Annotated in this window: 22 protein-coding genes, 1 pseudogene, 1 riboswitch and 1 other annotated feature; of the genes and pseudogenes, 1 reads left to right on the top strand and 22 read right to left on the bottom strand. The window is 30.8% G+C overall.

All coding sequences use genetic code 11. From position 1 onward, the window contains the following. Window position 1 precedes the first annotated feature (1 nt). From J2Z39_RS07255 to J2Z39_RS07210, 10 genes are all read right to left on the bottom strand, one after another. Window positions 2-1,243, bottom strand: coding sequence for an argininosuccinate synthase (locus J2Z39_RS07255; RefSeq protein ID WP_209814562.1), 1,242 nt, complete (start codon window positions 1,241-1,243; stop codon window positions 2-4). 75 nt (window positions 1,244-1,318) lie between these two features. Then, window positions 1,319-1,547, bottom strand: a binding site (T-box leader). A gap of 301 nt (window positions 1,548-1,848) precedes the next feature. Further along, on the bottom strand, window positions 1,849-3,810 hold the full coding sequence (locus J2Z39_RS07250; protein WP_117522104.1) for a sodium-translocating pyrophosphatase: 1,962 nt from the start codon (window positions 3,808-3,810) through the stop codon (window positions 1,849-1,851). 150 nt (window positions 3,811-3,960) lie between these two features. Beyond that, window positions 3,961-4,191, bottom strand: a complete 231-nt coding sequence (rpsR, locus tag J2Z39_RS07245) for a 30S ribosomal protein S18 (RefSeq protein WP_117522105.1) — start codon at window positions 4,189-4,191, stop codon at window positions 3,961-3,963. Between the two features lie 20 nt (window positions 4,192-4,211). Beyond that, a complete protein-coding gene (locus tag J2Z39_RS07240) occupies window positions 4,212-4,766 on the bottom strand; it encodes a single-stranded DNA-binding protein (RefSeq protein ID WP_209814560.1) in 555 nt (184 codons plus the stop codon). Between the two features lie 3 nt (window positions 4,767-4,769). Next, window positions 4,770-5,054 (bottom strand): 30S ribosomal protein S6, encoded by a 285-nt coding sequence (gene rpsF, locus J2Z39_RS07235; RefSeq protein WP_117522107.1) that lies wholly within the window; start codon window positions 5,052-5,054, stop codon window positions 4,770-4,772. Between the two features lie 79 nt (window positions 5,055-5,133). Continuing rightward, the gene (locus tag J2Z39_RS07230; protein WP_117522108.1) at window positions 5,134-6,078 is read right to left on the bottom strand and encodes a P1 family peptidase; all 945 of its coding nucleotides are present in this window, start codon (window positions 6,076-6,078) and stop codon (window positions 5,134-5,136) included. Window positions 6,079-6,132: 54 nt separating this feature from the next. After that, window positions 6,133-6,822 (bottom strand): beta/alpha barrel domain-containing protein, encoded by a 690-nt coding sequence (locus J2Z39_RS07225; protein ID WP_117522109.1) that lies wholly within the window; start codon window positions 6,820-6,822, stop codon window positions 6,133-6,135. Between the two features lie 55 nt (window positions 6,823-6,877). After that, window positions 6,878-8,035, bottom strand: coding sequence for a nucleotide sugar dehydrogenase (locus J2Z39_RS07220; protein WP_209814558.1), 1,158 nt, complete (start codon window positions 8,033-8,035; stop codon window positions 6,878-6,880). Between the two features lie 93 nt (window positions 8,036-8,128). Then, window positions 8,129-9,418 (bottom strand): dicarboxylate/amino acid:cation symporter, encoded by a 1,290-nt coding sequence (locus J2Z39_RS07215; RefSeq protein WP_209814556.1) that lies wholly within the window; start codon window positions 9,416-9,418, stop codon window positions 8,129-8,131. Window positions 9,419-9,530: 112 nt separating this feature from the next. Further along, window positions 9,531-10,598 (bottom strand): hypothetical protein, encoded by a 1,068-nt coding sequence (locus J2Z39_RS07210; protein WP_209814554.1) that lies wholly within the window; start codon window positions 10,596-10,598, stop codon window positions 9,531-9,533. Window positions 10,599-10,685: 87 nt separating this feature from the next. On the opposite strand from J2Z39_RS07210, the gene J2Z39_RS07205 reads away from it, so the two are divergent. Then, entirely contained in the window at window positions 10,686-13,421 is a 2,736-nt protein-coding gene (locus J2Z39_RS07205; RefSeq protein ID WP_209814552.1) for an ABC transporter ATP-binding protein/permease, read from the top strand. A gap of 206 nt (window positions 13,422-13,627) precedes the next feature. On the opposite strand, the gene J2Z39_RS07200 is transcribed toward J2Z39_RS07205, so the two are convergent. From J2Z39_RS07200 to J2Z39_RS07150, 12 genes and pseudogenes are all read right to left on the bottom strand, one after another. Next, window positions 13,628-15,385, bottom strand: a complete 1,758-nt coding sequence (locus J2Z39_RS07200) for a prenyltransferase/squalene oxidase repeat-containing protein (protein WP_209814550.1) — start codon at window positions 15,383-15,385, stop codon at window positions 13,628-13,630. 283 nt (window positions 15,386-15,668) lie between these two features. Next, complete coding sequence (ribH, locus tag J2Z39_RS07195) at window positions 15,669-16,127, bottom strand: 6,7-dimethyl-8-ribityllumazine synthase (protein WP_117522116.1); 459 nt, start codon at window positions 16,125-16,127, stop codon at window positions 15,669-15,671. Beyond that, window positions 16,127-17,332, bottom strand: a complete 1,206-nt coding sequence (ribA, locus tag J2Z39_RS07190; RefSeq protein WP_209814548.1) for a GTP cyclohydrolase II — start codon at window positions 17,330-17,332, stop codon at window positions 16,127-16,129. Before ribA ends, ribH begins: the two co-directional genes overlap by 1 nt. Window positions 17,333-17,337: 5 nt before the next feature. After that, complete coding sequence (locus J2Z39_RS07185) at window positions 17,338-17,955, bottom strand: riboflavin synthase (RefSeq protein ID WP_209814546.1); 618 nt, start codon at window positions 17,953-17,955, stop codon at window positions 17,338-17,340. Continuing rightward, on the bottom strand, window positions 17,936-19,009 hold the full coding sequence (gene ribD / locus J2Z39_RS07180; protein ID WP_209814544.1) for a bifunctional diaminohydroxyphosphoribosylaminopyrimidine deaminase/5-amino-6-(5-phosphoribosylamino)uracil reductase RibD: 1,074 nt from the start codon (window positions 19,007-19,009) through the stop codon (window positions 17,936-17,938). The genes J2Z39_RS07185 and ribD overlap by 20 nt, the downstream gene beginning before the upstream one ends. A 94-nt stretch (window positions 19,010-19,103) precedes the next feature. Beyond that, a riboswitch (FMN riboswitch) is annotated at window positions 19,104-19,216 on the bottom strand. Window positions 19,217-19,372: 156 nt separating this feature from the next. Next, on the bottom strand, window positions 19,373-19,609 hold the full coding sequence (locus tag J2Z39_RS08520; protein WP_245325743.1) for an LPXTG cell wall anchor domain-containing protein: 237 nt from the start codon (window positions 19,607-19,609) through the stop codon (window positions 19,373-19,375). A 75-nt stretch (window positions 19,610-19,684) separates the two neighbouring features. Then, window positions 19,685-19,900 (bottom strand): annotated as a pseudogene (locus tag J2Z39_RS08715) (hypothetical protein); the annotation flags it as partial. Window positions 19,901-19,962: 62 nt separating this feature from the next. Then, window positions 19,963-20,121, bottom strand: coding sequence for a hypothetical protein (locus tag J2Z39_RS07170; RefSeq protein ID WP_209814541.1), 159 nt, complete (start codon window positions 20,119-20,121; stop codon window positions 19,963-19,965). A gap of 118 nt (window positions 20,122-20,239) precedes the next feature. Continuing rightward, window positions 20,240-21,919: an alpha,alpha-phosphotrehalase gene (treC, locus tag J2Z39_RS07165; protein WP_209814539.1), complete on the bottom strand. Its 1,680-nt coding sequence runs from the start codon at window positions 21,917-21,919 to the stop codon at window positions 20,240-20,242. A 9-nt stretch (window positions 21,920-21,928) separates the two neighbouring features. Continuing rightward, complete coding sequence (gene treP / locus J2Z39_RS07160; RefSeq protein WP_209814536.1) at window positions 21,929-23,374, bottom strand: PTS system trehalose-specific EIIBC component; 1,446 nt, start codon at window positions 23,372-23,374, stop codon at window positions 21,929-21,931. Window positions 23,375-23,487: 113 nt separating this feature from the next. Next, window positions 23,488-24,726 (bottom strand): YkvI family membrane protein, encoded by a 1,239-nt coding sequence (locus J2Z39_RS07155; RefSeq protein ID WP_209814534.1) that lies wholly within the window; start codon window positions 24,724-24,726, stop codon window positions 23,488-23,490. A 538-nt stretch (window positions 24,727-25,264) separates the two neighbouring features. Next, window positions 25,265-25,420: EF-Tu C-terminal domain-related protein (locus J2Z39_RS07150; RefSeq protein WP_483414904.1), on the bottom strand; the 156-nt coding region annotated here is incomplete at its 5' end.

The following is a 25,420-nucleotide window of genomic DNA, read 5'->3' as shown; positions in this document are numbered from 1 at the left end:
ATTATTTATCTTCACTTTCTTGAATTGCTTTAGAGTATATTTTTGAACTTAGTCCAAATAAGTTTATAAAGCCTGTAGCATCTGATTGATTGTATACATCATCCTCCTCAAATGTTGCATATTCCTCTAAATATAGAGAATTTTTTGCAGTAATTCCAGCAGGTTGCATATTTCCCTTGTATAATTTAACCTTAACCTTACCTGTAACATTTTTTTGGGTTACATCAACAAATGCATCCATAGCTTCTTTAAGTGGAGTCATCCATTTTCCTGCATATACTAGTTCAGCATAATCATGTGCCATCTTTTGCTTATATTGTAAAGCATCAGGATGGATAGTAACTGTTTCTAGCTTCTCATGAGCAAAGTATAGTACAGATGCTGCAGGATTTTCATAAACTCCCCTTGATTTCATACCTACCATCCTACTTTCGACTATATCATCAATACCGATCCCATGTTTACCAGCTATCTCATTTAATTTCTTAACCAGTTCAAATCCTTTTAGTTTTTCTCCATTTAAGGCGACTGGGATACCTTTTTCAAATTCTAATTCTACAACTTCTGCATTATCAGCTGCTTTTTCTGGCGGTGTTACCCAATATAGTACTTTTTCTAAATCCGCCGAATTTGCTGGATCTTCTAGGTCAAGTCCTTCATGTGATAAGTGCCAGATATTCTCATCCATAGAATAATCTTCTTCTTTGGTTACTTTAAGCTCAATACCATGCTCTTTAGCATAAGCTTCTTCTTCACTACGTCCTTTGATATCCCAGAACCTCCAAGGTGCTACTACTTTAATTTCTGGTGCTAAGGCCATTATAGATACTTCAAAACGTATTTGATCATTTCCCTTTCCTGTGCAACCATGAACTATAACTTCAGCTTCTTCTTTTTTTGCAATATCTACCAATACTTTTGAAATTAGTGGACGAGCAATAGCTGTTCCTAATAAGTATACATTCTCATATTTTGCATCTGCTTTTAATGATTTAAAGGCATATTGATCTATAAATTCTTCTTCAACATTTATATTATAAAACTTACTAGCTCCTGATCCCAAAGCTTTAGTTTCTAATGCATCTGGATCTTTTACTTGACCTAAATCAACTGAGACACAAATAACTTCTTTTACTCCATGTTCTTTTAGCCAAGTTACCATTACGGATGTATCAAGACCTCCAGAATACGCTAGGACTACCTTGTTTGCTTCTTTTAAAATTTCATATTCGCTTTTTAACATAATTTCCTCCATATAATTTATTATCAAATTTAGTTATCTGTGTCTTTTTGGGTAATAAAAAAGAGCTTTCATCCCAAAAGGGACGAAAGCTCGTGATACCACCCATATTTATTTATTTTTCACAAAATAAACCTCATCAAGTACTAACATACTCTAACTCTGTAACGGGAGTTCCCGTATGAATCTCCTTGTATCGACTCATAAGCTCAGAGGTTCTTTTTTCTATCTTACTACTTATCCTCTCACACCAACCAGGACTCGCTTGAAGCTTTAGGATAGATACTCTTCTCTTCAACACTTTTATAAACTAATGATTTGATTAAGAGCATTATAACCTCATTTATATTTTTTGTCAAATAAAATTACTATTTAATATTATTTTAAAAATTACATTTATAAATATTGCTTTCACATAACTTATAATAAATTCTTATTATCAATTTTCAATATTTTCCGATACAATGATTTATAAAGTTTATTACAAAATTTAATATTGCTTATTTTATATGAATAAAAGATATCTTTATTTCCATCAGATTTATAAATCTACTTACTTAAGTAAACAAAAAAACGGAGAATTAATTCCTCCGTTTTTAAAAATTTTATTAAACAAATAATCCTGCAAATACTACAGACACTATTGTCATAAGTTTGATAAGGATATTTAGTGATGGGCCTGATGTATCTTTGAATGGATCACCTACTGTGTCACCTACTACTGCTGCTTTATGAGCATCAGATCCTTTACCACCTTCTACACCAGATTCAATGTATTTTTTAGCATTATCCCATGCTCCACCAGCATTTGACATAAAGATTGCCATCATAACACCAGTTACAAGAGCACCTGCTAGTAGACCACCTAAAGCATATGGTCCAAGGATCTTACCAACTATAATAGGTACTACTATAGCAAGTATTCCTGGAACAACCATTTCTTGAAGTGAAGCTGTTGTTGAAATACTAATACAGTTTTCATAATCTGGATCTTTTTTACCAGCTAAGATTTGATCGTCTTCTTTAAATTGTCTCCTAACTTCTTCTATCATCTGGCTTGCTGCTTTTCCTACTGAGTTCATTGTTAGAGCTGAGAATAGAAATGGTAGCATACCACCAATAAACATACCAGCAACTACTTTACTATCTAGAATTGATATTTCTTCTAGGTTAATTGATTCTGAATAAGTAATAAATAGTGAAAGTGCAGTAAGAGCTGCAGATCCAATAGCAAATCCTTTACCGATAGCTGCTGTAGTATTACCAATAGAATCAAGACCATCTGTAATATCACGTACATTTTCTGGTAAGTAGCTCATTTCTGCTATACCACCAGCATTATCTGTAATAGGTCCGTAAGCATCTACTGTTACTGTAATACCAGTAATTGAAAGCATACCTACAGCTGCAAGTGCTATACCAAATACTCCCATAAGGTTAAATGCAAGCATTATCGCAATTGCTACTACTAATATTGGGAATACTGTTGAAAGCATACCTGTTGAAAGACCAGCAATGATGTTTGTAGCAACACCAGTTGATGATTCTTTAGATATATGTTTAACGTGTTTATATTTATCTGAAGTATAAACTTCTGTTAAAAGACCTATAATAATACCTGCAACAAGACCTGTAATTACTGCAAATGCAGCTTGATAGTTACCAAAATATTTATTTGATAGGATAAATGCAGCAACTAATACTATTATTCCTGAGATATATAATGTTCCCATTAAAGATTTTTGTGGGTTTTTATGTTCTCTTGCTAAGAATATTAATGATGCTACTATTGAAGCAAGTATACCTATAGATGCTAGATATAAGGTAAATCCTACACCAGCTTCTGCAAAATATACTGCACCAAGTGTCATTGAAGAAATTATAGCACCTGAATATGACTCAAATAAGTCTGCACCCATACCAGCAACGTCCCCAACGTTATCTCCTACGTTATCAGCGATAACTGCAGGGTTTCTTGGATCATCTTCTGGGATTCCTGCTTCTACTTTACCTACAAGGTCAGCTCCAAGATCGGCAGCTTTTGTATAGATACCACCACCAACTCTTGCAAAAAGAGCAACTGATGAAGCACCTAGAGAATATCCCATTAGGATAGTTGGATCTTTAAAGTAAAGGTAAGTTAAAATAATTCCTATAAAACCTAATCCTGTTACAGCCATACCCATAACTGATCCACCAGAGAAAGCTACTTTTAGGGCACCATTTTGACCACTTTCTTTTGCTTCATTGGCACATCTAACATTGGATGCTGTAGCAACTCTCATTCCTATAAATCCAGCAAGCATTGATAAAACTGAACCAAGGATGTAGCAAACCATAGTTTTTACATTTATAAATATTCCAAGTAAGATTGCTACTATAACAACAAATATTGCAATGAATTTGTACTCTCTTTTAAGAAATGTCATTGCACCATTTCTTATATAATTAGAGATTTGCACCATACGATCATTACCAGCAGATAATGGCATTATCTTTGCTTTTACAGTAAAAAGCATAAATAATACAGCTAGTATGGCAACTATTAGAGATAAAATCTCAACTGACATATTTCCTCCTTTATAAATTTTGTTCTTATATATTATAACATAAGAATTTATATATTATTAATTTAATAAAAAAGATGCTAAGCAGAAATCTTATAAATGACCACTTAGCATCTAATTTGCTTATTGAATGTATTTTATATTAAAATTTTCTTAGTTTTCTTCGTATGGTAATAATGCAACTTGTCTTGCTCTTTTAATAGCACGAGTTACTTCTCTTTGATGTTTTGCATTAAGGCCAGTTACTCTTCTTGGTAAGATCTTTCCTCTATCAGAAATAAATCTTTTTAAAGTTTCAGTATCTTTATAATCGATAACTTTAGAAGGATCTTTTACAAATGGATCAACCTTTTTTCTTGGTTTATATCTTCTATTTCCTGCCATGATATTCCTTTCCTTATATTTTAGAATGGAATCCTGCCATCATCTTCAATTTCGGTAAAATCATCATCAAAGAAATCATCACTACTATCAAAACCTGATTGATTTTGATTATAAGAATCATTATTGTTATTATAATTATTATTTTGATAACCAGTTTGGGAATAGTTGTTGTTGCCGTAATCTTGGTTGTCACCATAATTAGATCCATTATAGTTTCCATTTTGTTGATTATCGCTTCTAGATCCTAGAAATTCAACATTATTAGCCCAAACATCAGTTGTATAGACTGTTTTGCCTGTTTCTTTATCTTGATAGCTTCCAGTATTGATGCTACCTTCCACAGCGCATTGACTTCCTTTTCTTAAATATTTAGATGCATTTTCACCTTGCCAACCCCAAACGGTTATACGTATGAAATCAGCTGTAGGACGATTTTGAGATTCTGCTTCTTGTCTTTTTTCCCTGCTCATTCTTTTATCAACAGCTAGGGTAAATGTAGCGACCGCCTGATTATTTTGAGTATACCTTAATTCGGGATCTCTAGTTAGTCTTCCAATAAGTATAACTCTATTCATAGATTAGTCCTCTTTTCTGATAACCATGTATCTGATTATGAAATCTGAAAGTCTAAGTCTTCTTTCAAATTCTCTGATATGATCAGGTTCAGATTTAAACTCTACGATATAATAATATCCTTCTCTGATATAATTAATTTCGTATGCTAATCTTCTTTTTCCCCAGTCATCAACATTAGTAACTTCACCATTTTCTTCGATTACAGCTTTGAATCTATCAAATAGTTCAGTTCTATCTTGATCACTCATGTCAGGTTTGAAAATTAAAACTGCTTCGTAATTATTCATTCTTTTTCACCTCCCTATGGTCTATGACCCCGCTAATTTATTGCGGAGTAGAGTGTACTGGTATATTTTACTATCAATACTATATTAAGTCAATAGATTCTTTCTTATTTGTTGCGTATATTGCATTAGCTATAGCACGACTCATAGCATTTGCTGCCATAACTCCCACCATATTTAAATCGGCTTCTATCTCATTTGTTGAAAGTGCAAAGATTGTATCTCCATCAAAACCAGTATGCACTGGGTTAATTGATCTAGCAAAACCATCGTGAGTCATTTGCGCTATTTTTGTAAGTTTTGTCTTATCAAACTTAGCATTAGTTGAAACTATTCCTATCGTAGTATTTTTATCGGCTAAATCTGAAAAGTCATTTATTATCTTGCCCATGACATCAACTGTTTTTATTATTTTGCCATCATCAATAGGACCTGCTATTTGCTTTCCTTTTTCGTAATCATATATATCACCAAATGCATTTACAGCTACCATAGCAGAAACCACCAAGTTTCTTTGACATATACTTGCAGATCCCAAACCTGATTTCATAGACTTATCCATTCCTAAAATTTTTCCAACAGTAGCACCTGTTCCTGCTCCTACTATTCCTTGGCGATTCTCATTAATGCCAGCATTTTTATAAGCAAGTTTTCCCATATTACTATCAGGTCGACACTTGTAATCTTTATATGCTAGGTCAAATAATACAGCCTGGGGAACGATAGGCACAATGCCTACTCCTACATCAAGACCTAATCCATCTTCTTCTAAAGCTTGCATTACACCACTAGAAGCATTGAGTCCGTAAGCTGATCCTCCACTTAAAATAAGAGCATTAACACTTTCTACAGTATTAACAGGATTTAGTAAATCTGTCTCTCGTGTACCTGGAGCTGAACCCCTGACTTCTACTGCACAGCTATTTCCACTTGGAGGAATTATAACTGTAACACCTGTTCCTCCCTTGATATCCTCAGCATGACCAACTTTAATTCCCTTAACATCTGTTATATAACCTTCATACATAATTTTTCCTTTCAAAAAAAGATTCCAATTATCTTGGAATCTCTAAATTATTTATTAATGTGCTACATTTTGGTTACGATATTTATCCATCATTTCTCCAAATACTTCTGAGCTGGATGGTGGAGTATAACTAATAGCATTTGCACCAGCATTTATAGTTTCGAGTATTTGTTCTCCAGTTTTGCCACCCGTTGCAATTATTGGAAATTTAGGACCTATTTCGCTCCTAACCTCCTCTACTAAATCTGCAGTATATTTCCCTCCTGAAATATTTAAAATTTCAGCTCCGGCTTCAATCTTGCCAATATAATCATCTTTTGAATTTGTAACGGTTGCTATAACTGGAACATCGACGAAACTTGCAATTTCTTTTAAATCTTTATTAGGCATAGGTGAATTAACTACTACCCCATAAGCCCCTGATAATTCTGCATCAATTGCCACATATTTGGACCTTAATCCTTGAGTTGTCCCTCCTCCAACGCCGATAAAACATGGTACATTGGATACATTTAAAATAGCATTTGAAATTGAGCTTTGAGGTGTATAAGGATACACTGCCATAATGCTATCTGCATTTGTATTTCTTATAATAGCCAAGTCTGTTGTAAATAATAAAGATTTGATACGTTTTTCAAATATTACTATTCCAGATGCTTTATAAATTTCTTCTGGAACTTTTATAAATGATTTCCTTAATTTTGAATGAACCAAGGGTATGTATTTTTCTTTCTTTTCTGTCATAGAAGCACCTGCTTTCCCAATCAATTTTTAATATAATACCCAGTGTTATCAAAAATTAATCTTTATTAAATATATCCCTTGTGTATACTTTATCTGCAACATCCTCTAGTGCATCATCTAGTCTATTAGCTACAATAATATCTGATTTCTTGAGCTCTTCCAAATTATTTATAATTTTTAATCCTTCAAAAGATTGACCTTCAAGATTGGGTTCATAAATCACTACATTTGTTTTATCTTTAATATTATTGATTACATCAAAAATAGCTGATTTTCTAAAATTATCAGAATCTTTTTTCATAATAAGTCTATAAATTCCAACTATTTTAGGATTATCCCTTAAAATTCTTTGGCTAATATAGTCTTTCCTTATCTTATTAGATTCAATTATAGAACCAAACATAGCATTAGGAACATCTTCAAAGTTTGCATAAAGTTGTTTAGTATCTTTTGGCAAGCAATATCCACCATAGCCAAAGGAAGGATTATTATAATAATTGCCAATTCTAGGATCTGCAGAAACTCCCATAATTATATCTTTTGTTGATAGACCTTTCATTTCTGCAAAAGTATCCAGTTCATTAAAATAAGAAACTCTCATAGCTAGATAAGTATTTGCAAAAAGTTTTACTGCCTCAGCTTCTGTAGAATCCATATATAAAACTTCTGTATCATTTAAAGATTCTTTTTTATAAAGACTAGCTATATTTTTGCCTATATCTGTCTTATCTCCAACAATTATCCTAGAAGGATTTAAACTATCAGCTAAGGCTTTACCCTCTCTTAAAAATTCTGGAGAAAATATAATATTTTGGCAGGCAAATTTTTCCCTTTTTCCTTTTGTATAGCCTACAGGTATCGTAGATTTTATTAATATTGGCAAATCTTCATTATCATTTTTTATATTTGTTATTACATCATCTACAAAGCTTGTATCAAAATATCTGGTATTTTCATCATAATTTGTAGGTACTGCAATAATTGCTAGATCACTATCTAATAAATGATCCTCATAGTTTTTTGTAGCTATTAAATCTAAATCTTTATTATTTAAATAATCAATAATCATTTCGTCATTTAGGGGAGATTTTCTTTGATTTATCAGATTTATTTTTTCTTCATCTGTTTCTATCCCTATGACTTCGTTTGATTGGCTAAGTAAAATAGCATTTGCTAGTCCCACATAGCCTAATCCAAAAACTAAAATTTTCATAAACTCTCCTTAAAATAGTTAAGATTATTTTACAAGAAAAGTTAATTTTTACAATAAAAAAAGCCTGGTAAAAACCAAGCTTTTATTTTTTTGTTAGGCTCTATTAAATACTTCTCTATTTAATTTACCCTCACTTGCTGCTACTATAAGTGCTGATGAGTTTGCAGCTGTTACATTTGTAGCTGTTCTGCCCATATCTGCAAGTGTAGAAATTGGAGCAAGAAGTACTACCATTTCTAGTGGCAATCCCATAGCTGCAAATAATGCTGTTGTTGTAATTGTAGCTGTTCCTGGTACTCCTACTGTTCCTAGGGAAACTAAAAGAGCAATTAAAACTAATTTTATATAATCTCCTACTCCCCAGCCAAGTCCCATCATATTTGCAACAAAAATCGCGTTCATTACTGGCCAAAATCCTGCACAACCAGGCATGCCCATGGTTGCTCCAAGTGGAGCTGTAAATGAAGCTATTTCTTCAGCAACACCTTGTTTTTCCCTAAGATTTTCAACATTTGCAGGAATAGCTCCCATTGATGATTGAGTTGTAAAGCCAATCATTGTTACTGGCCATACCTTTTTGAAATACGCTATAGGATTTACTTTTGCAAATGAAGAAACAAGGATACCTGTTCCAAGGAAAGTGTGGATTACTGATGCTACATAGTTTAATACCAAAATTAATATAAATGGTGCAATAGCTGTAGAATCCACTCTACCAACAGCATTTGTCATTAAAGCAAGCACTGCATATGGAGTTAAGCTTGTAATCATACTTGTTAATTTAAAAATAACTTCTGCAAAAGAATTTATAAATTCAGCAAAAGGACGAACAGTTTCTTCTTTGCCAGATTCAATTAATTTTAAAGTAGCAACACCAACTAAAACGGAAAATATAATAATTGGTACAACTTGACCTTCAGCTGCATTTGAAACTATATTTGAAGGGAAGAAGTTAATAATAGTTTCACTAACAGTTGGCACTTCCTTAACTTCTGAATCTACTGGTACATCAAAATGTACACCTTGACCAATTTTAAAAGCAACTGCTAGAATAAGACCTACAATAGAACCCATTACATTGTGCAAACTTAAAATCCCAATTGATTTTAAACCAACTGATCTAAGTTTTGTAAGAGAACCAGTATTTAACATAGTTCTTATAATAGTAGTTAGAAGTAGCGGAATAACCATTGCGTATAGCAAGTTTACATAAATACTGCCAAAAACAGATACATACTCGGTATTGTCTTTAAAAATAAATCCTAAAATAAGACCTATAATAGTACCTGTTATTACTCTGCCACCAAATGAAATACCACGTTTTTTCATTTGATAGAGTACATAAAACAATACTAGGGTCACTAGTACAGCCACAAATTGCATATATTTCCTCCTGATTTGTATATATTTTATCTATCAGATATTATTTTAACACTTTAGCATAAAATATACAATATTTTTATATAATATTTCACTTATACAATATATTTACAAATCATTTTATAAAGGCTATAAATTCATAAGGTCTAAGTAATAAATTTTTAACTATTTTTCTTCTACCATAATTGCCAAGTAAATAGTGAAAATCATTTCTATCTATAAAATGAAATCTAATATCAGCAAGAATTTCCTTTTGAGTAAAATTTGCGAATACAATAATTTTCTTATTTTTAAAAGTTCTTATAAAGGCGAATATATCAGGATCTTTATTAAAAATTTCCCTGTATTTTCCTTCTATAATGGCCTCTTTTTGGATTTTTATTTTAATAAGTTTTTGATAAAATTCAAAAGTTTTATTAGTTTGATCTAAAACTTTATAATCATTGCTGTAGTTTGAAGATGAAAATATGCCTAGCTCCTCAAAATCTTTTAAAATAATCGCTCCCTTTAAAAGAAAACTTACTCCTGCAAGTAAAGAGCTAGTTAAAAACGGGAAATTTTTATTATTTGTAAAATTTTTTAAATTATTATCTGTAGTATATATTTGATTTATATTTCTATCCTGTATAGCTGATAAGCATTTTTTGCTATCTAAAAAATCATTTGAATTGTCAATTAAGTTTTTATTAAATACATATGAAAATAATCCACTCTTTCCATGGGATAAGTAATTTTGATAGTTCAAATCATCCGAATCCACTTCAACAATAGAAGTTATTTCATTCGTAGCTAGTATATTTTTGCTCATTTCTCTTAGATAAAAACTTGAATTGTCAAAAAACAAATCTTCAAAATTACTAAAGTAAAGTCCACTTATACCATGTTTTTTCAAATAGTTAATAAATTGATAAAAAGACTTGCGTATTTTAGGATCATTCCAAGGCAAATCCTCTTCTTTAGTGTCCAGTAGTAAGCTAGATATTTTTTTCATATCTATTTTTACAAATAATTTTATGCTCTTATCTGCAAGTAAAGAGTTTATAAATAGAACTTTTTCTATAATTTCTTCATCTAATTTTATAAATGGATCTAGTAAAATGGCATTTATATCAAGTTTTTTATAATATGTGATTTTTTTTATAATATCTATTTGATTTTCTTTATAAACTACTAAATCTCCCATATTTGCCCCTCTAAAGTATATTATATTTTACTTTACTTTTGACAAATTTTAAGGGTATAATATTTTGATTACAGAAAGAAGGCATAAATGTTAACTCTAAAAAATATATCTAAAATTTACAAGACGGGAGATTTTGAGCAAAAAGCTTTGGATAATATTTCCATATCTTTTAGGCAAAATGAATTTGTCTCTATTTTGGGTCAGTCAGGAGGTGGTAAAACCACTTTGTTAAATATAATAGGTGGGCTTGACCACTACACTTCAGGTGACCTTTTAGTAAATGATAAATCAACTAAAAATTTTACAGATAATGATTGGGATTATTACAGAAATGTATCAGTAGGTTTTGTTTTCCAATCATACAACCTTATTAGCCATCAAAACATATTATCAAATGTAGAACTTGCTCTAACCTTATCTGGAGTTTCCAAAGATCAAAGAAAGAAAAAAGCTATATCAGCCTTAGAAAAAGTGGGGCTTGGCAAACATATTAATAAAAAACCTTCAGAATTATCTGGTGGGCAAATGCAAAGAGTTGCCATTGCAAGAGCTTTGGTAAATAATCCTGATATAGTACTTGCAGATGAACCAACAGGAGCCTTGGATACGGAAACTAGCCAGCAGATAATGAAATTATTAAAAGAAATCTCCAAAGATCGCCTAGTAATAATGGTAACTCACAATCCAGAACTAGCAGAAACTTATTCTACAAGAATAGTTCGCATAAAAGATGGACAAATAATTGGTGATAGCAACCCTTATAAAGAAATAAATGAAAATGATAATTTTAAAACAAGAAAAATAAAATTAGGATTTCCTACAGCTATAAGCCTTTCTTTTAATAATCTTTTAACTAAAAAGGCAAGAACAATTTTAACGGCATTTGCGGGATCTATAGGAATAATTGGTATAGCTCTTATTTTATCAATATCTACTGGTGCCAATGATTTTATAGCTGATAGCCAAAGAAAAGCTTTAAAAGCTTATCCCATACAAGTACAAAAAGAATCAGTAAATATATCATCTCTTATAACACCACCAAAAACCGAAGAGAAAAACCACAAGGACAATAAAATATACACCAATAACTTCATCTTGGATCGTAGGTCAGATTTTGCTTCAAATGTAAAGGAAAATAATCTCACCCCTTTTAAAAAATATATAGAAAAAAGCAAAGACGATTTAAATAAAAATGTAGGACCGCACTTTGTTAGCTATCTTTATGATATGAACTTTGATATATTTACCAAAGATCCAAAAGGAGAGCTAGTAAATACAAACGGAGAAGATTTTGAAGAGGATAATCGTCCAGAATTTGCTAGTATGTTTGAGCCTAGCCAAGATAATAAAAATTTCACTCAATTAATAAGCAAAGATGATAGGAGTATTAGCCCAATAATAACAGATGAATATGAAATAGTAGATGGCCACTGGCCAAGAAAATCCAATGAGCTAGTGTTATTTACCGATTATAATAATGAAATCCTAACATCTCATATGTATGAACTAGGATTTTTGCCAGCAAAAGACTATAAAAATATTATTGCAAAACTAGATAATAATGAAAAAGTTGACCTAGATGAAATCGGGATAAAATCATCTGATATTTTAGACCATGAATACAAAATAGTATCCCCTTCCGATTACTATGAAAAAAATGGTGATAGTTTTGTAAACATAAAAGATGATGAAATAAAAGTAGATGAAATAGTAAAAGATGGCGTAAGTGCAAAAATAGTTGGTATAGCAAAAAGAAAAACTAATGAAGATAATCAAGTTGTAAATGGTACTATTGGATTTACAGAAGGTCTAACTGATATGATGATAGAGCACGCAAATGCATCTGAAATTGTAAAAGCACAAATAGCAGACAAAGACAAAAATATTCTAAATAATCTGCCATTTAAAGCACAAAATGATGATGACAAACAAAAGGCAGCAAAATATTATCTAGAAAATTTAAATGACAAAGACTCATTAGCCTTTTCTACTTGGATAGTTAAAAATAAGCCAAAAATTGCAGAACAAGCACAAAAAAAAGCTGGAGAAATGCAAAAGCAAGCTATGATTAATCCAAGTCTTATACAAGCACAAGATAAAAATAAGCAAAATGTAGGTATTAAAGATCAAAACCAACTTGCCCAATACGTTTTAGAGGAAAACAACAAAGATACTCTAATTGATATTTACGATGAGTTTTTATCTGGCAATTCCTACAACAAAAACTTAGAAGATCTAGGAGTTGTAAGCAAGGATGCACCAGCAGAAATAGACATTTATGTAGAAAACTTTGAAAATCGTGAAAATATCAAAAATGTAATAGATAAATACAATCAAGGTAAAAGTGAAAACGAGCAAATAAACTATACAGATATTATTGGACTAATAACAAAATCAATCACAGATATAATTAATGCTATTTCCTATGTGCTAATAGCCTTTGTTGGAGTAAGTTTGGTAGTTTCTTCAATAATGATAGGAATTATAACTTATATATCAGTTTTAGAACGTACTAAAGAAATAGGCATCCTAAGATCAATTGGTGCTAGCAAGGCAGATATCATAAAAGTTTTCATGTCTGAAACCTTTATCATAGGTTTATTATCAGGTTTAATCGGCATAGGAGTTACTATGATTTTAAATATACCAATTACAAATCTAATTAGAAATCTAACAGGAATAGACTATATAACATCCACCCTACCAGCAAAAGCTGCTGGTATACTAATACTAATATCAGTAGTCCTAACCCTAATAGCTGGAATCATACCATCATCTATGGCAGCTAAGAAAGATCCTGTCGAGGCTTTATCTGCTGAGTAAAATAATTAAAATGATGTTACAGATTCATAGTATTAAATCTGTAACATCATAATTAGCTCTATATTTATTTAATTTTTCAAATTAAAATCTGAGTATAAGCTTACACTATAACTATATAAATGAATCAATCTATTATCTTTGGCATGTACCTTAGATTATATTTAAATAGAACAATTGTGATTACAAAAGATATAATTATTCTTATCTTATTTCGATAATAATTGGGTCAATTCTACAGCATAATAGGTATTATAAAAATTTATTATATCCTCATCAAAATCACCTCCATAGTATAAACCACTATCTGACTTACTATCTATCAAAATATCATATGCATAATCACTTAATTTAGCTGATATTTTATAGTTTGTCTTATTAAATAAGCTATAAGATTTGCTAAGTAAAATCAATTTATTTCTAGCATCTTCATTTTTAAGGGAATATAGCTTATCTTCTAGATTCTCACAAAGAGAATTAATATAAGCATTATTAGATTTTCCAATTTTATCAACAAATTTGATTAACTCTATATAATTATAAATATGCTCTTTGCCATTATCTTGCATAAATTCTTGACTTAGCTCTTCGTATAATTTTTCGTTTATAGAATAATCTAAGTTAAGCATTTGTCTACATTCAATTAAACTATTAATCTCTCCTAAATTTTCAGTAAAATTATCCTTATCATTTATTAAATCATTCCATTTTGTATCCAATTTATTTTCAATAGTCGGCAAGTCATTATGAATCAAATTAAAAGAATCGCTTAAATCCAATAGTTTTAAATATAACTCAAGTTCTACTACATTATCTGATTTTACAATAGACTCCTTTATATTTTTACAATATTTAATAAGTTTATTTTTATCAAAAGAATCTATTTTACTTAATAAAGAATAAGCATAATAAGTATCAAATAAATTTGACTCTGTATATCCTGGGCTAATATATTCATCTTGACTAATACTAAATTTTTCTATACTATCAAATGTTTTAGATATTCTCTTATCTTCATTAAAGTTATATCCTAAGAGTTTTAATGAATGTACTGCTGAATATAATTTATAAACATCGTATCCAAATAATTCTTCATTTATAGAATCTTTATCAAATATACAGTCTAGTAGAAATTCTTTTTTCTTAGATTTTTCTTTTATTCCAGATATATAATCATCTACTTCTAAACTATCCATTATATATTCTATGCCATATTGATTAATATCATTAGAGAGATTATCCAAGCTTATAAAACTATCTTCACACATATTAGCTATATTTGCTCTTACATCATCACTAATTTCTATATCATATTTATCAGCTAAATAAATAAGCTTTTTATACAAACTTATTTTATCTTTAGAAAGTTTTTCCTCTACAAATACTTTTTTTACAATAGATCTAAGCCATTTATCTGATATCTTTATCTCTTCTAATAGTCCTGACATTCTGGCTACTTCATAAACATAATAATTTGCAAAAATTTCCATATCTAAATTAGACTCATTCTTATTTGCATCTAAAGTATAATAGCCTCCATCCTTAATATATAAAGTATTTAAATACTCTCTTATATTATCTTTAATGCTAGTGAAAATATGTTGATCTTCTAGTGATGATAGTGCACAGTATACATCTATCAAATTTAAATTATCTGATGTTAAAAATCTACCTATTATCTTATTTTTTGTATGATCGGATAAATGTATGTCATCGATCCCTGATTCTGCCTTTGCAGCATTTATGTAATAACTTGAGTATATACTATAAGAACTTTCAAATTCTTGGTTAGCAAACCTGTAGCCACCATCTGGCATTTTACTCTGACTTAGTTCATGAAGTATTTTTTCTTTTTCTATATAATTAATCTTTTCTTCATTTTCATTATCATCAAATTTATTAGTTCCACATCCTACCATTATCATCATAAATATAAATAACAGGAAATATAGTCTATTCTTTTTCATAATAACCTCTATATTTTTTCAAATTAACAATTAATTCTATATTATTAGTATATCATCTAAATATCATCATATAGTAAATCTTTTTCTAATTGATATATTTAATATTAATGGAGTTGTTTAATTAGAAAACTTAAGATAGTACCAAAATAAGCCAATATATAAGTTCAAAGATCCACAAATATTATATACTAGCTTACTCATCACACTTATAATATAAAATCACAATGTACGCACAAAAAAATCTCCCTAGATTTTGATTTCTGGAGAGATTATTACTCTATTCCTATATAAGTTCCATTAGATTAGCCATTTCAATAGCTGATAAAGCTGCGTCTGCTCCCTTATTGCCAGATTTTACACCTGCTCGCTGTATTGCTTGATCTATGGTATCTGTTGTTATTACTCCAAATATTACTGGTTTTTCAGTATTTAAGCTTACATTTGCTACACCCTTTGAAACTTCTGCACATACATAATCAAAGTGTGGTGTATCTCCTCTAATGACTGCTCCAAGTGTAATTATTGCGTCGTAGTCTTTTTTACTTGCCTTCTGAGCTGCTAGTGGGATTTCAAATGCTCCTGGTACTCTTATAATTTCTATCTCCTCGTCTTTTACACCATGTCTTTTTAGTGTATCTAGACATCCTTCTACAAGTCTATCTGTTATAAAATGGTTAAATCTTGCTACTACTACTGCGTATTTTTTGCCTACACTTGTTAATTCTGCACTGTATTCTCTCATTAGTTTGCTCCTTTAAATTCTTTTAGGTCATGTCTCATTCTATCAGCTTTTGTTTTTAGGTATATTTTATCAATATCATTAGAATGAATTTCTATTGGAACTCTATTATTTACTTTTATATTATATTTTTCTATTTGCTCAATTTTATCAGGATTATTTGTAAGAAGTCTTACAGATTTTACCCCAAGTTCTTCTAGAATATCTGCAGCTACCCTATAATTTCTCATGTCTGCAGGAAAGCCTAACTTAATATTGGCATCTACAGTATCATAACCTTCTTCTTGAAGTTTGTAGGCTTTAATTTTATTAAATAAACCAATACCTCTACCTTCCTGCCTTAGATAAACTAAAACTCCAGATCCTTCTTTTTCTATCATTTCTAAGGACTTATGTAATTGTGATCCACAATCACAACGGTGTGATCCAAATACATCTCCTGTTAGACATTCAGAATGTACCCTACATAAAACGTCTTCTTTGTTTATATCCCCTTTTATAAGTGCTATATGTTCTTCTCCATTTTCTTTATCTAGAAAACTTAGAGCCTTAAATGTTCCATAGTCTGTAGGTAGATTTATAACATCTGTTTGTTCTATTAACTTTTCTTCCTTACGAAGTTTTTCTAGCTTATATTCCTTTATGGCTTCAACACTTGTCATTTTAAGTCCAAGCTTTTCTGCTAGATCTTTAACTGCTTGACCTTTTAACATATGACCATCATCTGCCATTATTTCACAGCAAATTCCAACTTCTTCTAATCCAGCAAGTTGCATAAGGTCAATTGTTGCTTCTGTGTGTCCATCTCTAACTAAAACTCCACCTTCTCTTGCAACTAGTGGAAATACATGGCCTGGTCGTCTCAAGTCACTTGGCTTAGTAGATAGTTCACTTAGGCTTCTGATAGTATCTGCTCTTTCATATGCTGATATTCCTGTTGTAGTATCAACATGGTCTATAGACACTGTAAAAGCTGTAGAATGATTGTCAGTATTTGTAGCTACCATTGGCTCTAGATTTAATCTTTCAGCAACTTTGCTGCCAATAGGTGTACAGATAAGCCCTTTCCCGTAGCAAGCCATTAGATTGATCATCTCTCCTGTTACGTTTTCACCTGCACAGATAAGGTCTGCCTCATTTTCTCTATCTTCATCATCTGTGACTATTATTATTTCATTATTTCTTAGTGCTTGTAATATTTCTTCCATAATCTTTAAAAACCATTTTCTAATAAAAAGTTTTTGTCCACCCTTTCTTTATCTTCTGTCAATTTTTCTATATATCTTCCTATAATATCAGTTTCTATATTAACTGAATCATTTATCTTCTTGTATTTAAAAGTCGTCGCTTCCAATGTTTCTGGAATAAGAGAAACTTCAAAAATATCCTTATCTACCATTGATACGGTAAGTGATATGCCATCAATGGCAACTGATCCTTTTTTTACTATATATTTTGACACTTCTCTATCTGTCTTTATCCTAAATACATTCTTATTTATAGCTATTATGCTTCCTTTACCATCTACATGACCTTGAACTATGTGTCCATCAAGCCTAGAGTTTATTCTCATAGCTCTTTCAAGATTAACCTTTTTTGATAAGATAGACCTATCAAATTTAGTAACTTTTAAGGATTCATTCATTATATCAGCTGTATAAGATTTATCAGTAAAAGACGTAACAGTTAGGCAAACTCCATCAGTCATTATAGAGTCCCCCATCTTTATTCCCTCTAGAACTTTACTTGCTTTAACCTCTACACTTACATGGTCAGATTTTTGAGTAAAAGCTACAACCTCTCCTATTTCTTCAGATATTCCAGTGAACATTCTTTGCCTCTATCAAAATGTCAGTATCAAATCTATTTATATCCTCTATCTCAAAATTATAAGCATCACTCATAAATTCGCATCCCTTTCCAGTAAAAGGAGAAATAGACCTTTCCCCAGAAATGATTTTTGGACTAATAAACTCATAAATCCTGTCTACTAGACCAGCTTCTAGAAAAGCATTATTTATATGGGATCCACCTTCTACTAATATTGAACCTATATTCATAGCATAAAGCTTTTCTAGTAAATCATTAATATCTACTTTTCCATTCTTTTCCTTACATCTGATTAAATCTGCTTTGTAAGGATTTTCTTTATCTGAACAAGTTGCTACGTAAGTCTTTTTATCAGACTCTAGATCAAATACCTTTAAATCCATTGGTAGTTCTAGTTCACTATCTATTATTATCCTAACAGGATCTATGCCAGCTTCTATTCGAGAATTAAGGGAAGGATTATCATGTATAGCTGTAGCCTTACCTACTATAATCGCATCGTATTTGCTACGTAATTTGTGGACATACTCTCTAGATTTTTCATTGCTAATCCATTTAGAATCACCATTAGCACAAGCAATTTTTCCATCTAAAGTCATAGCATACTTTAAGGAAACAAAAGGCCTATTATATTTCATATTATAAAAAAATACTTCGTTTAACTTTTTTCCCTCTTCTTCAAGTATGCCGCTATGAACTTCTATATTATGACCTTTAAGCTTTTCTATACTATCTACCTTAGGATTGGTATCAAGATTTGAAATATAGACCTTACTAATACCTTGTCTTATAACTTCATCAACACATGGTGGTTGTTTCCCTTGGTGAGAACAAGGCTCTAAGTTCACGTATAAGCTTGCACCCTTGGCATCTTCAGTAAGGTTATTAAATGCATCTTTTTCTGCATGAATATTTCCATAATTATGGTGATAACCTTCTCCTATGATCCTTCCATCTTTTACAACTACAGCTCCAACCAAAGGATTTGTTAGAACTTTTCCTTCACCTTTTTTTGCAAGTTCGAAAGTCCTTCTCATTAATTTTTCATCATTCATCTTGCCTCCTTATAAGCTTCAGGCAATTAAAAAAGCCCCTAAACTCAGGGACTTAAATAGTGAGATTATAAGTAATACACACGGTATTACTTTTATATTTCTTCTCTCATCCAGACTATAACTGTCGGTTTAGGAATCACGCCTAATCAGCTTACGCTCGCAGACTTTACTGCCGGTGGAGACTTGCACTCCGCCCTGAAGAATTTGATATTTAATTTACAATTATATTGTAATAGATAATAAATTATTTGTCAAATCGATTGCATAATATATTTTTAATGAATGCATCAATAAGCATTTATAATAAAAAGAAGAGACTCTATTAGAGAGCCTCTTGAAATAAATTTGTTATTCAGTTTTTATTTAGTTTTCATCTTCTTTTTTCTTTTTACCTAATCCAAGACTTGCAAGTATTGAAGAAATTGCTACACCAACTATACCTGCTGAAGATCCTACTCCTGTTTTTGGATTGTTAGATTTGTTATTAGATTTTCTAGTAATAGCTTTTTCTACTTTTTGAGGAGCCCTTGGAACTTTTATAACTTCAGTTTTTTCATGAGTTTCTGAAACTTCTGGATCAACTGAATCTGCTGGTTCCAATGGAGTTAATGGAACACCTTGATTTTCTGGCTTGGAAGGTTTTACTGGCGTTTTTACTGTTTTTTCGTATACATAAGTGATTTCTTGTTTTTTGCCTGGTACATAATTGCCTGCTGATTCACTTCCGTCTTCATTTACTATTGGAGTATTCTTTGCATCTTCTGTACGTACAAATTTATATCCATCTTTTTCTTTTTTACCTGTGTTGTAGAATTCGTGGATTGTTCCTTCACTTTCTTTACCATCTACTTTTTCACGTGTTATTTCTTTGCCATTTTCATCTTTTGTTATATATACGTGATGTTCTTGGAAGGAACCTTTTTCTTCATTAAAATTATGTGTTGATTCATCTTTTAGCTTTTAGATGTAATCTCTCTAGGACAACAACCTTGAATATTTAAATGATTGTTTTGATTTGCTTGTCCATCAGCATGACTAGTAATCGGTAAAGATAAAATCATAGCTAACGATAAGATTGTTACAGATTTTTTATTAGATTTATTTGTTTTCATAGTACTTCACTATTCTTTTTAAGCTTATATATTTATTTATCGATATTATTATATCACTTTCTTAAATATACCAAAATATATAAAAATCCTTAATATATATTGATAATCATATAGTTTCTCAAATGTTACTATCCTTTATAAATTTTATAAAAGATATAGATTCGTAAGCTCGTAATATTATTTTTTCTTTCATTTCTCTATTACCATAATTACCTAAAAGATATGAAAAGTCTTTATAATCTGGAAGTATTGCTGATAAGTCAATCTCCACTTCTTCTTTATAGAAATTATTTAAATTTATTAAAACTTGATCCTTATATTTACGCAAATATGCAAAAACCCTTGGATGATCTTCCAGAATTGGAGTATATGACCCATCGGATATTATGTCTTTTTCTTTTCTTAGTTCAATAAGTTCTTTATAGTAATAATAGACTGAATTTTTATTGCTTAATGCACTTTCTACATTGATCTGTCTATAGTTACTATTTACTCTAAGCCAAGGCTTTATATTTGAAAATCCAGCATTCTCGCTACTATCCCATTGCATAGGTGTTCTAGAGTTGTCTCTTGATTTTTTGCTAATTATATAGAAGGCTTCTTCACTAGATTTTCCTTCTTTTATAAGCATTTCATAGGCATTATGACTTTCTATATCCTTGTAATCGTCTATTGAATCATAGTTTGGGTCACTCATACCTATTTCTTCTCCCATATAAATATATGGTGTTCCTCTCATCATATGCATAGTTTGAGCAAGCATAGTTGCTGTTTCGTATGGGTAGTTTTTTACATCTCCAAATCTATTATTAGCTCTTGGTTGGTCATGATTATTCCAAAATAGAGCATTCCAACCTCCACCATCTTCCATGCCTACCTGCCACTCATTTAAAATTTCTTTTATTTTTTTAAAGTCAAAGGCATAGTCTGTCCATTTATCTCCATTTTCATAGTCAACTTTAAGATGATGAAAGCTAAATACCATGGAAAGTTCTGTGTTATCATTATTGGAATACATAATAGAATTTTTAATATTTGTAGAGCTCATCTCTCCTACTGTTATGATATCTTCATGTCGACCAAATGTATTTTGGTTAAGCTCTCTTATCCATTTATGAACTATAGGAGTATCTGTATATAAAGCTTTTTCTTCTACAATATTTCCAGTACTATCTTTTAAAAGCTGATCTTTACCTATTACATTTAACACATCAAATCTAAAGCCTTTGATACCTCTATCTATCCAATAATTCACTATCTTAAATAATTCTTTTCTAACATTTGGATTATGCCAATTTAGGTCTGCTTGAGTTTTATCGTATAAGCATAGATAGTACTTACCAGTATTTCCAAATGGTGCCCAAGCATCTCCAGTAAATTTAGACTCCCAATTTGTAGGAAGTGATCCATCTTCTTTTGGATCTCTTATATAATAAAAATCTTGATAGTACCTATCTCCTGCTAAGGCTCTTTTAAACCACTCGTGTTCTATTGACGTATGATTAAATACCATATCAAACATGAGTCCTAATCCATTTTCTTCAAAGATTTTTATTAAATAATCTAAATCTTCTTCACTACCAAATTTCTCATCTATATGGTAATAATCCGCTATATCGTAACCATTATCATTTTGTGGAGAGATAAAGAATGGATTTAACCAAACCATATCTACTCCCAAATCTTTAATATAAGAAGCCTTAGAAGCAATGCCTCTAAGGTCTCCTATTCCATCACCACTGGTATCCTTAAAGCTTCTAGGATACACTTGATAAATTACTTTTTTTCCTAAATTCATAAATTTTTCCTAACTAAAACTTGGTGTCTTAAATTCAATTTTATTCTGGAACATTTTTTTCTTATTAAATACTACAGTCAAAATAATTGGAACTACTATAGCAATGATCATAGCTATTATAAATGTTATATATGAGCTAGACTGAATAGATAGTAATCCTGGTAATCCTCCTATACCTATATTAAAAGCAGTTGTTTTTGTAAGAACAGAGAACATTCCAGCAATAGCTGATCCTATCATGCCAGCCATAAATGGATATCCGTATTTGATATTGATACCAAATAAGGCTGGCTCTGTTACTCCTAAGTAAGCTGATATTGCTGCTGGTACAGATATTTGCTTTTCTGCTTCATCATTTTTGTGAAGAAAGATAACTGCAAGCACAGCAGAAGCTTGTGCAATATTTGATAGGGCAATCATTGGCCAAAGTATAGTGCCACCAAAATCACTGGCTAGTTGTAAGTCTATGGCATTTGTCATATGATGAAGCCCTGTTATAACTAGTGGAGCATAGAAAAATCCAAAAACAGTACCAAATAACCAGTTGAGCTTTGATGTAAGTCCTGCATAAACTCCATTAGAGATAGCTGTTCCTATCTTCCAACCTATTGGGCCTAATATTGTATGAGCAAGTATAACTGCTGGCAATAAGGATAGAAGTGGTACAAATATCATTGAAACTGACTGGTGTATATGTTTTTTCCAGAATCTTTCTAAATAAACTAGGGTAAAACCTGCAAGCATAGCTGGTATTACTTGAGCTTGATAACCTACTCTTTGAATTTGAAAAGATCCAAAATCCCAAATAGGTATTTCTCCACCCTCTGCAATTGTATATGCATTAGCTAATATATTAGGAGAAACTAAACAAATACCTAATACTATACCAAGTATTTGTGTACTTCCCATTTTACGAGTAATAGACCATACAATACCAACAGGTAAATAATGGAAAATAGCCTCACATATTAGCCATAAGAAATCATTAGTTCCTGACCAAAACTGTGAATGCTCAACAATTGTTTGTCCACCTAGGTTATCAAAAGGTATCTGTTCTAAGATACTCCTTAATCCTAAAAGCAAGCCACCTACTATAATAGCAGGTATAAGTGGTGCAAATATTTCTGCCAATACTGCAGAAACTCTCTGTAACCAGTTTTGGTTTTTCTTTGCATCTGCTTTTACCTCATCCTTGCTAGCTTCCTTAGCTTTTGAAATCGTCATAAAATCGTTATAAAACTGGTCAACGTCATTGCCAATTATAACTTGGAACTGTCCTGCTTGAGTAAAACTTCCCTTTACTGATGGTAAGGCTTCAATTTTTTCTATTTCTGCTTTGGCTGGTTCGTTTAATACAAAGCGCATCCTAGTAACACAATGAGTTACTGAAGAAATATTCTCGTCACCGCCAACATATTCATGAAGTTTACGAGCATCATCAATATACTTTCTCATAATACCTCCTTAAATAATTATATATATTATAGGATATTATTACCCTTTTACAAACCATATTAATATACCAATATAAAAAACAAAAAACTGCAGGCCTATAAAGACCCACAGTTCTATTCTTCATCCTCTAACTCTTTTTGAACATATTCTTCAGCTACTTCTTGCATCTGTTCATTATCTATATTAGATCTATCTATTAATTTTTTTAATTTTTTTTCGTCTTCTCTACTAAAGTCTTCATTATCATCCATTTTCTTTCTCATATAATGGTTTATGCCAACTCTTTTGTAATTTTCATATTTTATTGACTGCCTATCTCTAAACCAAGCCACTAGTAATAAAATCATAAGAGCTATACCAATATAGCCAATGATTGGATAAAAAGTAGATACTAATTTTTTAAATCCACCAAAACTTAGTGCAAATGCTGCTAAAGTTATTACTATAAGCATCTTTCTAAACTTATTTTCATCTCCTTTAGAAAATCTTCTTGATAGGGAGTAGAAAAGTGATATTGCAGTATTAAATATCATACCAAAGATTGTAATGGCCATTAAAACTCCTAATACTGGATGAATATCTTCTAATATATATAACACTGGTATATCTAGTTGTCCTACTTCATCAATTCTAATAAATATAGTAAAGGCAACTAGTAAACCAAGTATACCTGAGATAGCTCCTCCTAGAAGTCCACCCAAGCCAGCTTCGCTAGGATTCATCTCTTCTCCACCTAGTACAAATCCCATTGATACACTGCACATCATACAAAGACCAAAATAATTGAATACAGATAGTGGAACATTGCTAAAATTAGATGGTAAACTAGTTGCTACTGTATTTAAATAATCCCAATTTGGGTTTGAATTGGTGAATGTATATATAGCACCTATTAAAACAAAAGTGATTATAATAGGTGTAAAAGAGCCTATAATCTTAGAAACTTTTTCAAAATCAAGCATACCAACAAATATTATCAAAAAAGTGCAAATCAATTGACCTATCCATTTATCTATGCCAAAAGCTTGATTTAGGTTACTTCCTGCACCAGCTATCATAACAAAACCCATTACAAAGCAATTAAATATTAGACCTAAGTCCATAAATTTTGCTACGTATTTATTTGTTACTTGATCAAAAACATCTTCATGATTAGTTGCTAAATACATTGAACCTAACTGTAAGAGTATGCCTCCAAATAATATATGTAAAATTCCTATTGCACCCGCTCCTATAAGTCCAGGTATTCCTAGGGATACAAAATACTGTAAGATCTCTTGTCCAGAAGCTAGTCCCGCTCCGGTAATGATTCCTACATATGCTAACATTATCACTATTGATTTTTTACTCATAAATCCTCCAAGAGTTTAGTATACTTTAATAATCACTATAATCAATAATTGATAATATGTATACACTATCTATTAATAGACTATTGCTAAAGTAACTCTAGAAAAACTTAAACAGATTTTTTCTAATAATTCTCTCATTTTTGAAATTCATCTAACTTCTTTTTTATCTTTATTGTGATTAAAATATACATAAATATTTTTAATAACCATGTAAATATAATGACTAGTATTGGTAATACTTTTTTCAGTATAGAAATTAGTGTATTTACAATTTAACTAATTTTTTTATACTAGGACTCCTTCTAAAACCTGTAATAGATGTATCTTTTTATGATATTTTAAAGCTAAATTATTACAACTATAATTATAGCTAAGGTAAAAGTCCAAATTATCTTAGTTTAATTTTTACCCTTTTTTAATTTTATATTTGCAAATAAAAGTATTTCTGTATGTTTTATATAAATTTAGTTTATTATTTTATACAAAAAAGAGCAGAAATTATTCTGCTCTTTTAATAAAATAATTATATTGTATAAAATTATTTAATAACCTTAGTAACAACACCTGATGCTACTGTTCTACCACCTTCACGTACTGCGAATCTTAGTCCTTCTTCTAGGGCTATTGGTTTTTGTAGGCTGATTTTAAATGTTGCGTTGTCTCCTGGCATTACCATTTCTACGCCTTCTTCTAA

It is taken from the genome of Anaerococcus nagyae (genome assembly GCF_017874535.1).
Classification (GTDB): domain Bacteria; phylum Bacillota; class Clostridia; order Tissierellales; family Peptoniphilaceae; genus Anaerococcus; species Anaerococcus nagyae.
The sequence above is the reverse complement of the archived record's forward strand: the minus strand, read 5'-3'. Positions and strand labels throughout refer to the sequence as shown.